At 40.9% G+C, this 12,831-nt stretch carries 12 protein-coding genes; 7 read left to right on the top strand and 5 right to left on the bottom strand.

The window, feature by feature from the left end:
- Nucleotides 1–32 precede the first annotated feature (32 nt).
- Nucleotides 33–695, bottom strand: coding sequence for a TerC family protein (locus FZC76_RS17680; RefSeq protein WP_148989493.1), 663 nt, complete (start codon nt 693–695; stop codon nt 33–35).
- Nucleotides 696–1,240: 545 nt separating this feature from the next.
- Between FZC76_RS17680 and mecA the strand changes: the two genes are divergently transcribed.
- From mecA to pepF, 4 genes are all read left to right on the top strand, one after another.
- Nucleotides 1,241–1,933 carry an adaptor protein MecA gene (gene mecA / locus FZC76_RS17685; protein WP_148989494.1) on the top strand — a complete coding sequence of 231 codons (693 nt, stop codon included), beginning with the start codon at nt 1,241–1,243 and terminating at the stop codon, nt 1,931–1,933.
- 106 nt (nt 1,934–2,039) lie between these two features.
- The gene (cls, locus tag FZC76_RS17690; protein WP_148989495.1) at nt 2,040–3,557 is read left to right on the top strand and encodes a cardiolipin synthase; all 1,518 of its coding nucleotides are present in this window, start codon (nt 2,040–2,042) and stop codon (nt 3,555–3,557) included.
- 497 nt (nt 3,558–4,054) lie between these two features.
- Nucleotides 4,055–5,233 carry a competence protein CoiA gene (locus FZC76_RS17695; protein ID WP_148989496.1) on the top strand — a complete coding sequence of 393 codons (1,179 nt, stop codon included), beginning with the start codon at nt 4,055–4,057 and terminating at the stop codon, nt 5,231–5,233.
- 84 nt (nt 5,234–5,317) lie between these two features.
- Entirely contained in the window at nt 5,318–7,132 is a 1,815-nt protein-coding gene (pepF, locus tag FZC76_RS17700) for an oligoendopeptidase F (protein WP_148989566.1), read from the top strand.
- A gap of 792 nt (nt 7,133–7,924) precedes the next feature.
- Here the strand turns inward: pepF and FZC76_RS17710 are convergent.
- The 4 genes from FZC76_RS17710 to FZC76_RS17730 all read right to left on the bottom strand — a co-directional run bounded on the left by FZC76_RS17710 (nt 7,925) and on the right by FZC76_RS17730 (nt 10,813).
- Nucleotides 7,925–8,797, bottom strand: a complete 873-nt coding sequence (locus FZC76_RS17710; protein ID WP_148989497.1) for a ClpXP adapter SpxH family protein — start codon at nt 8,795–8,797, stop codon at nt 7,925–7,927.
- A complete protein-coding gene (locus FZC76_RS17715; RefSeq protein ID WP_148989498.1) occupies nt 8,787–9,203 on the bottom strand; it encodes a globin domain-containing protein in 417 nt (138 codons plus the stop codon). Before FZC76_RS17715 ends, FZC76_RS17710 begins: the two co-directional genes overlap by 11 nt.
- Before the next feature lie 342 nt (nt 9,204–9,545).
- Nucleotides 9,546–10,205: a lytic transglycosylase domain-containing protein gene (locus tag FZC76_RS17725; RefSeq protein ID WP_148989500.1), complete on the bottom strand. Its 660-nt coding sequence runs from the start codon at nt 10,203–10,205 to the stop codon at nt 9,546–9,548.
- Nucleotides 10,202–10,813 carry a CYTH domain-containing protein gene (locus FZC76_RS17730; RefSeq protein WP_148989501.1) on the bottom strand — a complete coding sequence of 204 codons (612 nt, stop codon included), beginning with the start codon at nt 10,811–10,813 and terminating at the stop codon, nt 10,202–10,204. Before FZC76_RS17730 ends, FZC76_RS17725 begins: the two co-directional genes overlap by 4 nt.
- 187 nt (nt 10,814–11,000) lie before the next feature.
- Between FZC76_RS17730 and FZC76_RS17735 the strand changes: the two genes are divergently transcribed.
- Genes FZC76_RS17735 through FZC76_RS17745 form a run of 3 tightly spaced genes read left to right on the top strand, consistent with a single transcriptional unit; the run spans nt 11,001 to nt 12,831 of the window.
- Nucleotides 11,001–11,369, top strand: coding sequence for a UPF0738 family protein (locus FZC76_RS17735; RefSeq protein WP_148989502.1), 369 nt, complete (start codon nt 11,001–11,003; stop codon nt 11,367–11,369).
- A gap of 15 nt (nt 11,370–11,384) precedes the next feature.
- Entirely contained in the window at nt 11,385–12,017 is a 633-nt protein-coding gene (locus FZC76_RS17740) for a GTP pyrophosphokinase (RefSeq protein WP_010192858.1), read from the top strand.
- A 16-nt stretch (nt 12,018–12,033) separates the two neighbouring features.
- Complete coding sequence (locus FZC76_RS17745) at nt 12,034–12,831, top strand: NAD kinase (RefSeq protein ID WP_010192859.1); 798 nt, start codon at nt 12,034–12,036, stop codon at nt 12,829–12,831.

Genomic DNA, 12,831 nt, shown 5'->3' on the forward strand with positions numbered 1-12,831 from the left:
GAAATCAAAAAGCGTTAATGGAGCAACTCGACTCAGCGTATTTTAAAAAATTGTTTTTTATACAGCCCAGTAAAAACTAACATACTTAAAATCAGCACATACGGAAAAAATGCCTGCCAATCGCCAGGAGGGAGCATACCAGCAACCTTAGGTTCAAAAATAATCATCTTTCCGGCCGTATAACACAATATGCTTGCTCCAAAATAGATAATTATAGGATATTTCTCCATTGCCACTAATATAATCTTACTCCCCCATATAATTATTGGTATAGAAAAAATCAGACCAATGACCACCAAATAAAAATTACCATGTGCAGCACCTGCAACAGCCATTACATTATCTATTCCCATAACGATATCGGCAATCACTATAGTTTTAATAGCAGCGCCGAGGGAATGCTTGCCCTCAACAATTGATTCGTTTCCTTGATCAAGGATTAATTGTGCTGCTATGTAAACCAGTAACACTCCACCTACAAATTGAAGGAATGGAATAGCTAAGAGGTAGACGGCACATATGGTAAGAAATATTCTACAAACAATGGCCAGAAGTGTACCAATGATGATTGCTTTGTTGCGGTGACGCTCTGGAAGATTGCGGCATGCCAGCGCTATTACAATAGCATTGTCTCCGCCGAGCACAATATCAATACCAATGATGATTAGTATGGAAGTTATCAATTCCAGCTCCACTTTATCGCCCCTTCTTGTCCCAGTCCTATATAAATATAGTGGTCAAGGAGAGAGATTATGCCATAAAAGTTGGGTGCGATCTTGGCCAGGGGGTTTTCCAAATTGTAAGGTAGGCATTTTAACGATTTTTAAAAATGTGAGCATTTTTGTTTCCATTCTTCCTTTTTTTATCATAAAATAAAAGTACAAGTATCACTCTTGATAGTACAATGTTCTTTTTATATGCTGCGGTCATGGTCTAGCTTTAAGGCTAGGTACTTGAGGTCACTACTCATCTCTTAACGGGGATGTACCACAAACTATGTTTTGCTTAAATGGACCGGAACCAACCGCATTTGCTAATCTTTGCATAGATTTTAGGTTTACTCGCTATGCTAAATGGATAAATTGAAACAATAAGGTATAAGAAATTTGTGGAGGGTCCCTTCCAAGGAAAGACGGAGGAAAATGAGAAGCGGACAATAAGAGACTGGCATTTCTCACATGAGAATTGTTTGCAAGAGAGCACGCTTATCATTTACCGAATCAGAAGGGAGTTGTTAAGAATGGAAATTGAACGTATTAATGATCATACGGTAAAGTTTTACATTTCATATGGTGATATAGAGGAACGTGGATTTGACCGCGAAGAAATCTGGTATAACCGCGAGCGTAGTGAAGAATTATTCTGGGAAATGATGGATGAAGCGCATGATGAAGAAGATTTCATGGTGGAAGGACCGCTATGGATACAAGTTCAGGCCCTTGATAAGGGATTGGAAGTTATCGTGACCCGAGCTCAGTTATCCAAAGATGGAAAGAACTTCGAGGTTCCTGTGTCAGAGGACAAGCGAATCGACATCCCAGTTGATGAACGCATAGAAGCGTTGCTTGATCAGCACTTTAATTCTTCAACGAAAACAGATGAAGCAAAAGACGACAAGCTGGAAGAGGAAAAAGACCTTCTGCAATTTATGGTCCGGTTCAGAGATCTAGAGTATATTATTTCTGCCAGTCATCGATTGCAGCACTTGGAAAACTTAAGCAACAATCTTTACTTTTACGAGAAAAGCTACTATTTATATGTTGATTTTTCGAGTGAGCATTATACAGACGAAGAAATTGATAATGTACTAAGTGTGTTACTAGAATACGGGGAAGAATCAGCCATCTCCATTCACCGTCTTCAAGAATATGGTTCGGAAGTTGCCAAGGACGATGCAATGAAGGAAATGACGAAACATTTTCCTCTAAAATAATGGAAGGCCGATTTCACAAGTTGAAATCGGTTTTTTCAGATTTAAATTCGATTAATTACAGAAAGATTTGGCGTGTGCGCTCTAGGATAGAGGAGAAGTGAGTCAGTTGAAAAATACCATTCGAGTTATCGTATTTATTTTAGTAATCGGTGCCGTTTTATTTGCAACCCAAGGCCTTTGGGAAGGATGGTTACTAGGATCCATTTCTATATTTTTTACTATTTCTGTCGTCTTTATCGCTTTTTTAATTTCCCTAGAAAATAGACATCCGACCAGAACCCTCACTTGGCTTGTTGTCTTAGGGAGTTTTCCAGTACTCGGGTTTTTCTTTTATTTGATATTTGGGCGAAATGTCAGGAAGAGGAGGCTTTTTCAAAGGAAAGCACTTCTAGACAAGGAGGTACTGGAGGAGGTCGAAGGAACGAGAGAATACACCGAACAGGATATGCGACTACTGGATGAAAGTAAAAAAGGCATTTTTCAACTATCACAAAATATTGGAAGGAGTCCCATCTCCTTCGATACAGAAACTGTCGTTTTGACTAACGGTAATCAGACCTTCACCAGGATTCTGGAAGAAATCAGCAAAGCGAAACATCATATCCATTTTGAATATTACATTGTTAGAGATGATGAAATTGGTAAGCAAATTAAAAATCTATTAATTGAAAAGGCTAAGAGCGGGGTACAGGTACGATTTCTGTTCGATGCAGTGGGAAGCTTTCAATTGGGCGGTAAATACATAAAGGAGCTCCGTGCCGCAGGAGTTGAAATTGTATCGTTCTCACCTGTAAGGGTGCCGGTATTTAATAATAAAATTAACTTCCGTAACCATCGGAAAATCATTGTCGTGGATGGGGATGTAGGTTTTGTTGGTGGCCTGAATATCGGGGATGAGTATCTCGGTCGTGATGAATATTTTGGTTTCTGGAGGGATACACACCTATATGTAAGAGGAGAAGCTGTTAGGACGCTACAGTTAATATTTCTCCAGGACTGGTATTATGCAACAGACGAATCTCTTCTTACTCCAAGCTATTTGACTCCCGCCTTGGCAAACGGAGGAGGGAAGAAATATGGTGGAGTTCAAATGATTGCAGGAGGCCCCGATCAAGAATGGGAAGTAATCAAAAGTTTATACTTCTCCATGATCACTTCCGCTCGCAGCTCCATATGGATTGCCTCTCCATACTTTGTTCCTGATGATGATATCTTCACTGCGCTGAAGGTTGCAGCACTAAGCGGTTTGGATGTCCGGTTATTGGTGCCAAAACGGCCAGATAAGCGAATCGTTTACTACGCTTCAAGATCTTATTTTCCAGAAATGATGGAAGCAGGGGTGAAGATTTACCAATATGAAAAAGGCTTTCTCCATAGCAAAGTGGTGGTTGTCGATGAACAGGTTGCATCGATTGGAACCGCGAATATGGACATGCGAAGTTTCCATCTAAATTTTGAAGTGAATGCTTTTTTATACAATACGGATAGTGTGAAGACACTTGTTGAAGATTACGAGCAAGATTTACATGATGCGAAACCAATAGCAAAAGAGGTATTTGCCAACCGTCCTTTTTATCAAAAGGTGTTTGAATCGTTGGCAAGACTGGCCTCTCCACTACTGTAAAAGCCGGAGATATCCTTTCCGGCTTTTTCGTCTGTATGATTTATTATACGGTTGATTTCCGTTCCAGCGCTTCGCTTGCCTGCGGGCGGTCCGTGATCCTGCTCGGCTTGCGCCTACGGGGTCTCACCTGTCCCTTCCTCCCGCGGGCGTCTGCGCGCCTTCCACTCCAATCAACAAGGTGACTTCATTTACCCAAAAATTAATGTAAAGGATTTAACCGAGTTAACTGAAAAAATGATATTTTTAATACGATTAATTTTCAGCTGTGGATTGGAGCAAATGGCGGAGACTCCTGCGGGGGAGTAGCGGCAATGTTGAGACCCCTGAAGCGTTGTGAGGAGGCTCAAGGTCGCCCCGCGGAAAGCGCAGCCATTTGCGGAAAGGAACAGCGGCGATTAAACAATAAAATTAAGTTTTTTGTAATTTTTTGAAGGGAATTGTCTTTAAGAGTCGAATGGTATAGTGGTGTAAAAATATCTACCGAAAGGTGTGTTGGAATGTTTGTCGCAAAAAGAAAGGACGGATCTTTCTTTTCTTTATTAGATTGGAAGAACCGAGAAGATGTTGAGCGCCTTACAAAAGGGGAGTTGTTTTTCTGTCCAGCTTGTCATCGAGCTCTCCAATTAAAACATGGACAGGTAAGAAAAGTACATTTTGCCCACATGAACGATTCCTGTAATGCCTCCTCAGAATCAGAAACTCTTTACCATCTTGAAGGTAAGGAAAAGTTATACGAAAGCCTTCTCCACTCCCATCATACAACAACACTTGAACATTATATCCCGAGCACCAATCAAAGAGCAGATGTTTATTTGGAAACAGAAAATCGAAAGTATGCATTTGAATTTCAATGCTCTACCATTTCTAAATCAGAGTTCAATCTGAGGACAAAGCTTTATGAAAGCTCGCACATCAAGCCAATATGGATACTTGGAAAAGAAAAACTAGGAAACATAGAACCACAAATGAAGCTTTCACCTTTTCAATGGCAATTTCTACAGAGACATAACGCGCACAGTCCTCCGTATATCCTAGCATTTTGCCCCAAATCGACACTCTATTATTATCTCTACCCTTCATTTTCCTTTAATACTTCTTCCACCTATATTTCGTCTATGACAAGCAAGAGTTGGACCGAGCATCCAATCATGCAGAATATTCAAAATGCATCTTGGAAAGAACATTTTCTCCACTATAAAAAGAAATGGAGGTATGTCTATTCCCTTTATAAACCCCATAATCTTTTGAGAAAATATTGCTATGCTAAAATGAACATTCCTCTTTCGTTGTTTCCGGCTGAAATCGGTCTCCCTGTTCCTTCTTTTTACAGATTGCATACTCCTGTTATTGAATGGCAGGCATGGCTCTACTTTGATTCTATCTACCATACCCCTTTACATTCCATTATTCATGTCCCTACTGTATTGCGAAATTTTAAGCGCCGTATAAAAGGTTCTCAAATTGCTGTAAGAGAGTTGCCACTTGTAAAGGTCGGGTCCTATGAGGATGCGGTGGTGGAATACTTGGACACTCTTGTCTCGATTGGGGCCTTAAAGCGGGAAACCCCTGTAATTTATCGGAAAATCAAAAAGGAGCTGCCTTTTCCGTCCATGGAAGACGTGTATAAACAAGATCGCATTGTATTGGAATACTTGTTGCATCTAAAACAATCTTAAGATTAATAAAACAAAAAAGGGAATAATAAGGACGTGTCGAATAGTTAAAAGGATGCATTTTTTATTTTTAAAGGGGGTTTAATGATGGCGGAACAAACTGCTGTTAAGAAATTACAAGAGCGTAAAGACATCTCTGTGGAGGATACATGGAGATTAGAGGATATTTTCTCAAGTGATGAAGCATGGGAAAAGGAGTTTCAAGATGTAAAAGGTATGATCGGAAAGATAAAGGATTATGAGGGGAAACTGTCCGAGTCTGCTGATGCGTTGTTTGAAGCGTTGCAATACCAGGATTCCATCTCCAGTCGATTAGGAAAACTTTATACATATGCACATATGCGCTACGATCAAGATACAACCAATTCCTTCTACCAAGGACTGAACGATCGTGCAACCAATCTTTATACACAAGTGGCAAGCGCGCTTTCTTTTGTGGTGCCTGAAATTTTAACGATGAAAGAAGAAGACATCGCCAAATTTCTGCAAGAAAATAAAGAACTTGCTTTATACGAGCACTCTTTAGACGAAATTAATCGCCAACGACCGCATGTGTTATCCGCGAAAGAAGAAGCATTATTAGCAGAAGCTTCTGAAGTGTTATCCGCATCTTCCAACACATTTGGAATGCTGAACAATGCCGACATTACTTTCCCATCTGTAAAAGATGAAAACGGGGAAGAAATTGAAATCACGCATGGCCGTTACATCCGCTTCCTAGAAAGTGAAGATCAAGAAGTGAGAAAAAATGCATTTAAAGCGGTTTATGAAACGTACGGAAAATATCGCAACACATTTTCCAGTACATTAGGCGGAGCGGTGAAAAAGGACAACTTCCAAGCGAAGGTCCGTAACTATGATTCAGCCCGTCAATCTGCCTTAAGCAACAACAATATCCCGGAAACGGTATACGACAACCTTGTGAACACCATCAATAAAAACTTGCACCTATTGCACCGTTATGTGGATCTTCGTAAAAAAGTTCTTGGTGTAGAAGAGCTGCATATGTATGACCTGTATACGCCACTGATCAAAGAAGCGAACATGAAGGTTTCTTACGAGGAAGCAAAGGATTACTTACTTAAAGGTCTTGCACCATTAGGTCAGGAGTATCTTGACATTGTAAAAGAAGGATTCGATAACAGATGGGTAGACGTTCAAGAGAACAAAGGGAAGCGATCTGGTGCTTATTCTTCTGGAACATATGGAACCAACCCTTATATTCTAATGAACTGGCAGGATAATGTGAATAACCTGTTCACGCTTGCACATGAGTTCGGCCATTCCGTACACAGCTACTACACAAGAAAAACACAGCCGTATCCGTATGGAAACTACTCCATCTTCGTGGCAGAAGTAGCATCTACATGCAACGAAGCACTATTAAATGATTACTTGTTAAAAACAGTGGATGACGATAAAAAACGTCTTTACTTGTTAAACCACTATTTAGAAGGCTTCCGCGGTACAGTATTCCGCCAAACAATGTTTGCTGAATTTGAGCACAAAATCCATGAACTTGCGCAAAATGGTGAAGCGTTGACTGCTGACCTTCTAACAGAAACATACTATGAGTTAAACAAGAAATACTTTGGTGAGAACATCACGATTAATGAGGAAATTGGATTAGAGTGGGCAAGAATCCCTCACTTCTACTATAACTACTATGTATATCAATATGCGACAGGCTACAGTGCAGCAACAGCACTAAGCAAGCAGATCTTGGAGGAAGGTCAGCCTGCTGTCGACCGTTACCTTGAATTCTTAAAAGCGGGAAGCTCCGATTATCCAATCGAAGTCTTGAAAAAGGCTGGAGTGGACATGACTCAATCCAACCCGATTGAAGAGGCTTGTAAGGTATTTGAAGAGAAGTTAAAAGAAATGGAAGAGTTGCTTTCCTAATAATGCAAACGGGGACCACCTTGTAAAGAGGTGGTTTTCTTTATGGGGAAAGGGGGCTATTTGAACCCTTTAAATCTCCGCTGATTGTTCAAAAGAGCGATAAGCAGGAAGATAGAAAAGAATAGTACGGGAGACGTTAAATAGATCGGGTACAGCTTCATAAGTCCAAGGACGTTAATGAAGAGGCTGAACAGAATAAACGCGATGCAGAATATGAATGGGATTTTTGACATGATGCGGCTCCTTTCCATAAGACTTGTACCTCTACTAATTATATGTACGTAAAAGGGGCAGATTCCATTACAAAAAAATACCTTTGTGACAAAGTTGTGAAATAGAGGTCTAACCTCTTGTCAAAAGTCGACATCATCTGATATATTAATAACTGTGAAACGATTCACAAACAAACATATACCCCTTTGTTTGACCGTGAAAAATTTCTCCCATCCCCTTTGTTGTCTTTAATGACAATAGATTAGCCCTGGTCCCGTTGACCAGGGCTTTTCCTGTTTGTATTGAAATAATTTAGTCGAGCCGCGCAGCCAGCATTAAGTAGCCCCCAAATTGCAAAACGGGCGATTTTTAATAGCTTTCAGGCGAAAATAAAAAAATACGGGCGATTTTTAATAGCTTTCAGGCGAAAATAAAAAAATACGGGCGATTCGCTAAAATCTAAAAATAAAAAACAACTTCGTCGGTCTTAAAAAAACCAAAAGAAGTTGTTTCAAAATCTAAAAACCGGAGAGGCAAACATCCTGAGTTTGTCGCTCCGGTTTATTTATTCTTACTAAGTTAATTCGCAATATATCTCCAGAACGTCCCATGCTTTACGGGAACCTTTTCTACGCGCTGGGCGAGCTGTAGCTTTTTCAATTCATGCTCCACTTCTACAATCGGCAGGTTATAGACTACGGATATTTCCTTTGTTGCTACAAAAGAAAACTGAGACAAGAAGTCCTCTAAAGGCGGCAGCATCTTAGGAAATGGTTGTTCCCCCAGCATGTCTTGCAAAATATGCACATACACTTCATAGGAGTGATAGCCTGAAACTTTAATGCCTTCTTCTTCAATATTTTCGTTAAAGAATACGAGCGTGGGGATCTCAGATACGTCCATTTCATTGGTGATTTTGAAATCACAATTTAATGCCTTGGAAGCACAATCTCCGCTCATATCTTTCTTGAACTCTTCCATATCGAGTCCGACTGACTCCGCACATTCCATTAATACTGGGAGTTCGGAGATATTCTGTTTCTCGAGGAATAGTACCTCTTGTAACTTCCGCAAGTACTTGATTCCTGCCTTACGTCCTTGAAGTTCTGCAGCCTTAATTGCAATGGATGCAACATATGGCGATTCAATCGGATTCTCAAGCCACAAGGACCCATCACAGGACATGCCAGAACGGGTTGCCGTGCGTTCCCAAACTTGGGCCATCGAAGCAGCATAATGTTTTTTGGCCAGATTAAGGGATGTTAATTGGCCTGTGACAATATGCTTGATGGTAAAATACTGACCGTACTGCACGTATAACTTCTTAAGCATCGGCTCCAATGCCCAGCACTCCGGGCAGAGAGGGTCGATGAAGAAGTAAATCTCTATTGGTTTATTGGTAGTATGCTGAATGTTTTTTAAATAAAATAATTTCTTATCATTACAGGTCACATGAATCTTCCTTTTCTTCAGGTTTGTCTGGGGTATTGATCATATGTTGAGCCGTTAGTACTAAACGCTGAAAAAATTCTTTTCGATATGAACCCTCAAGTCCCACTTCATCCATTGCCTCTTCCATGCATGCAAGCCATGCTTTCGCACGCTTCGGTGTAATTTCAAAAGGCAGATGGCGCGCACGCAGCATTGGATGCCCATGCTCACTTGTATAAAGAGGTGGTCCTCCTAAGTATTGGGTAAGAAATTGCTTTTGCTTCCTTGCTGTTTCCGTCAGGTCATTCGGGAAAATAGGAGCTAAACTGGGATGGCGACCTACACGATCGTAAAATGCGTCTACAAGTTCATTGATGACTTGCTCTCCGCCAACAGTTTCAAAAGGTGATTGTATGTTATCCATCATTTTTAACTCCTTATATCTAAAGTAACGATTGTATGTATATTTTAGCAATGTGGTTATTATATCTCAAACAATTCGATTCCACCCTTGCAAAAAATAGGGAAAAAAGGGAGAGAGGAGGAAGGAGGATAGGGGTAACTGTTGATTTCCGTTCCAGGCGCTTCGCTTGCCTGCGGGCGGTCCGTGAGCCTCCTCGCTACGCTGCGGGGTCTCACCTGTCCCTTCCTCCCGCGGGCGTCTACGCGCCTTCCACTCCAATCAACGGGTTATCTCATCCTCATCAGGACAAATAAAAAACACCGGCATGAGATTTTCAAAAACATGCGCGGTGTTTTTTGTGAAAGTTTAAGCCTGGTAGTTCCCGGTTACCTTGCGGACGTAGTTCATGGTTTCTTTGAAGGGAGGGACTCCGTTGTATTTGTCTACGTTTCCAGGTCCTGCATTGTAGGCGGCAAGGGCGAGGGTTAGGTTGCCATCGTACTTATCGAGCATCTGACGAATGTATTTAGTGCCGCCCATAATATTTTGACGAGGGTCCATCGCATTCGTGACGCCGAGTCCTTTTGCTGTTAGAGGCATGAGTTGCATTAAACCGGTTGCCCCCGCATGGCTCACTGCAGTTGGATTAAAGCTTGATTCTTGTTGGATGATTGCTTTGATTAGTTTTGGGTCGACTCCATATTTTATAGAAGCTTCCTCAATAATATCTTCAAAATCTGACCGTCTTGCAACGCTCACCTTTTCCTTAACTGCGCCAGTAGCAGTTTGAGGAGCAATGCTCTTACTAATCTCCGCTTCCAACAGGCCCGCATTCATGGAAAGCATTGCGGAATTCAATGGATGAGAAAAGGAATGCTGACCAGGGAGCGAAGAATTAACAGTGTCAGTAGTCATCATTCCCGCCAATACATTAGAGAATGAACTTGAGTTATTGGTTTGCTTGTTTCCTTGTAATCCTTGCAACGCTTGAAGTTGCATCATGGATCGTAACTGTTCTACGTTCATTTTTGACCCTCTTCTCCTGTAAGTGAACAGGCTTTTGCCTCGTAAAATCTTACAATTTTATTTTTCGTTTCACGGAGCGGGATTCCATATGCTTCGAGTAGTTCATGGAATAACTTCTCGCCTTCTGCATAATTGTTTACCTCATACTCCAGCTCAAAGTCGCTAGTGTCTATATAATTACTTTCATCCAATACTAATAATCCATTTTTGTATGAAAGCTCGGCGCGGTTTGTTTTTAATGAACCAAAGTAGATCACTTCAGATGGGGAGATACTAAGCTCGTCCATTAAAATACTGGAGATATTTCCGCTGATCAATCCGTTCTTTTCGCTTTTCATAGCTACAAATTCATCCTCAGACACAATCTGATGTGTTTCAAGAAGTCCTTCTGCAGCAGGTTGTTTTAAGGTAAGAGTGAATGTGTCGCCTTTTTTTCGAACGCGGAGAGCACAGCCTTTTTCCTTTAATGCAAACCCAGGCGTGTCAAAATAATGATTTTCCTGAGTGAAAAAATCATCTGAATTCACTTTAAATGCCGAACAGAGAGATGTAAATTCATCAAAAGTCAATAAATTCTTAAATTCGATTTCGATTTCTTGGTTAGTCATAGTTTTACCTCTCCTAATTGATATACTTCTATTATTACTTGCTTTTCGAGGGAAGGCAATGTTTAACTGCCATTCTTTTAGGAATCATTAAACACAATTATTTGGTAAAAAAGTTAGGTTTCCATTTCGTTGCAGGTAGGGAATTATGATAATATATGAGTAGGATTTAGGTTGGAAGGAGATTATTATGCAAAAAAGAATTAAAATCAAGAAAACATCATGGAATGAACAACAACTTTTGCTGGAGGCGGATTCTGTATCTTTTCCGCTTGATCAAGTGTCTGCGAGCAATCAAATGCTGGTGGATTCAGACAATCTCGCATTTATCTATAAATTGGAGACAGCGACTGAATTTATCTATGTAAGCATTAAGGATGATTTTTGGAATGATGTAAAACAGGCATTAGAGGATAAAAAGGCAATTGTACTAGTGGTGGATAATACGGCATTATTGCTGACAAACATAGAAGAAGAACTAGGGTATTTAATAGAAAATATTAGAGACAACGCCAATTATGGGGAAGAGATGGAGAGAAGAGTAAACGAGATTTTTTAAGGGGTTTGGCCAATTATGATACAACACTGGGATTTGTTTTTAGCGCCTTATAAACAGGCAATAGATGAAATGAAAGTGAAATTAAAGGGGATGCGCGGGCAATTCAAGATGCAATCGGAGCATTCTCCAATTGAGTTTGTCACGGGAAGGGTCAAGCCGATAGCAAGTATTTTGGATAAAGCGACCCGCAAAGGAATTTCTCTTGAAAAGCTGGAAGATGAAATGCAGGACATTGCCGGTGTCCGCATGATGTGCCAGTTTGTGGATGATATACATAGAGTGGTGGAAATTCTCCGTATTCGAAATGATTTTGAAATTGTCGAAGAACGAGATTATATTTCCTCCCGAAAAAACAGCGGCTATCGTTCCTATCATGTGGTTGTCCGTTACCCCGTACAAACAATTGAAGGAGAAAAGAAAATCCTCGTAGAGATTCAGATCAGGACACTTGCGATGAACTTCTGGGCAACTATCGAACACTCACTGAATTATAAATATAGCGGCCAATTTCCTCAGGATATAAAAGAGAGACTGGTTCGTGCAGCGGAAGCGGCATATCTACTTGATGCGGAAATGTCGCAAATCCGAGGAGAAATCCAAGAAGCACAAGCCATCTTTTCACGAAAAAAAGAGCTGGATTCGAACTAACAAAAGGGGTGGGAGTATGAAATTTGCCATAACCTCCAAAGGGGACTCGGTTTCAAACACTTTGATGCACAAAATGAGGACCTACTTGCAGGACTTTGATTTGACTTATGATGAAGATCAACCTGATTTGGTTGTTTCTGTCGGGGGAGATGGGACACTTCTATACGCGTTCCATCGCTACCGCAGCCGCCTGGACAAGACTGCTTTCATCGGTGTCCACACCGGCCATCTTGGATTTTATGCCGATTGGGTGCCAGAGGAAATTGAAAAATTGGTCATTGCGATTGCCAAGACTCCCTATCAAATTGTGGAATATCCTTTATTGGAAGTGATTATCCGCTACAATGATGGGGGAAGGGAAGCCCGTTACTTGGCACTAAATGAATGTACGGTTAAAAGTGTGGAAGGTACGTTGGTGATGGATGTAGAAATCAAAGGGCAGTTATTTGAAACATTTCGCGGTGACGGCCTGTGCATCTCCACTCCTTCTGGAAGTACCGCCTATAATAAAGCGTTAGGCGGGGCAATCTTGCACCCATCTTTACCGGCTATTCAACTGGCAGAGATGGCATCCATTAATAACAGGGTATTCCGTACCATTGGGTCACCACTTGTGTTGCCGCAGCACCATACCTGTCTATTAAAGCCTGTCAATGATGTTGACTATCAAATCACCATTGACCATTTGACCTTGCTGCATAAAGATGTGAAATCTATTCAAAGCCGTGTGGCAAAAGAGAAAATCCGCTTTGCACGCTTCCGTCCTTTCCCATTCTGGAAACGGGTTAGCGATTCATTTATTACGGATAAATAA

The sequence above is a fragment of the Sutcliffiella horikoshii genome, assembly GCF_008180725.1.
Classification (GTDB): Bacteria; Bacillota; Bacilli; order Bacillales; family Bacillaceae_I; genus Sutcliffiella_A; species Sutcliffiella_A horikoshii_B.

Coding starts and splice junctions, on each gene's coding strand:
- mecA (WP_148989494.1), top strand. CDS start 1,241: ATGGAAATTGAACGTATTAATGATCATACGGTAAAGTTTTACATTTCA.
- FZC76_RS17695 (WP_148989496.1), top strand. CDS start 4,055: ATGTTTGTCGCAAAAAGAAAGGACGGATCTTTCTTTTCTTTATTAGAT.
- pepF (WP_148989566.1), top strand. CDS start 5,318: ATGGCGGAACAAACTGCTGTTAAGAAATTACAAGAGCGTAAAGACATC.
- FZC76_RS17715 (WP_148989498.1), bottom strand. CDS start 9,203: ATGATGGATAACATACAATCACCTTTTGAAACTGTTGGCGGAGAGCAA.
- FZC76_RS17725 (WP_148989500.1), bottom strand. CDS start 10,205: ATGAACGTAGAACAGTTACGATCCATGATGCAACTTCAAGCGTTGCAA.
- FZC76_RS17730 (WP_148989501.1), bottom strand. CDS start 10,813: ATGACTAACCAAGAAATCGAAATCGAATTTAAGAATTTATTGACTTTT.
- FZC76_RS17735 (WP_148989502.1), top strand. CDS start 11,001: ATGCAAAAAAGAATTAAAATCAAGAAAACATCATGGAATGAACAACAA.
- FZC76_RS17740 (WP_010192858.1), top strand. CDS start 11,385: ATGATACAACACTGGGATTTGTTTTTAGCGCCTTATAAACAGGCAATA.
- FZC76_RS17745 (WP_010192859.1), top strand. CDS start 12,034: ATGAAATTTGCCATAACCTCCAAAGGGGACTCGGTTTCAAACACTTTG.